The sequence below is a fragment of the Ruegeria sp. BI11 genome (assembly GCF_056538005.1).
The window spans coordinates 1-654 of record NZ_JBQFSM010000069.1 but is presented as its reverse complement, the minus strand read 5'-3'; the positions used below and the strand labels follow the sequence as shown (position 1 = coordinate 654).

Annotated in this window: 2 pseudogenes; both read right to left on the bottom strand. The window is 59.8% G+C overall.

The window, feature by feature from the left end:
• A pseudogene (locus ACR0DT_RS25120) lies at positions 1-251 on the bottom strand (5-(carboxyamino)imidazole ribonucleotide synthase); the annotation flags it as partial.
• A pseudogene (locus ACR0DT_RS25115) lies at positions 251-654 on the bottom strand (NAD(P)-binding domain-containing protein); the annotation flags it as partial. The pseudogenes ACR0DT_RS25120 and ACR0DT_RS25115, both read right to left, overlap by 1 nt.

Genomic DNA, 654 nt, shown 5'->3' with positions numbered 1-654 from the left:
GCTTCGGTCGGGATATTTTCGAATTCATAGGTGATGACATCAACCGACTCGGCAAACGCTTTCAGCGCCGCAGCGTCGTCATAGGCTGCAGTGGTCACATTATCCGCTACCTGACCGGCGGGTGGGTTCGCGCCCGGCTCAAAGATGTGGGTTACAAAGCCCAACCGGGCTGCGGCGACGGACAACATCCTGCCCAATTGGCCTCCGCCCAAAATTCCAATCCGCGCCCCCGGAGCAAGCATGTCCGTCATCAGTCTGTCTCCAACCTTTTTCCAATCGCCTGCAGGGCCGAGCGCAGCGCATCATGTGCTTTGCCCGCATGCAATGCCTGTGTCATCTGCAGGCTGAGTGTTCCATCCGTCGCCAGCGCGTCCCGTTCCTCGGCCAGACGCCCGGCTTGCCCGGTTTGCATCGTCTGCAGAAATCCGGACAGCAGCTGTGTTGTGTAGAACTCCGAGGCATCCGCGTCGCCTGTCTGCTCGGCCAACCACTCGGCACCTGTCGCCATAACGTCCAGAATCCCCGGCACCATCGCGCAGATCGCAAAATGTGCGTTCAACGCCGCCTCGGTTTCGACTTTTACAACTGGGTTTTCGGGTTCGAACAGTTCGGCCAGCAAGGCATCGTTGCCAAAGGCTGCAAGCGGGCATCCGC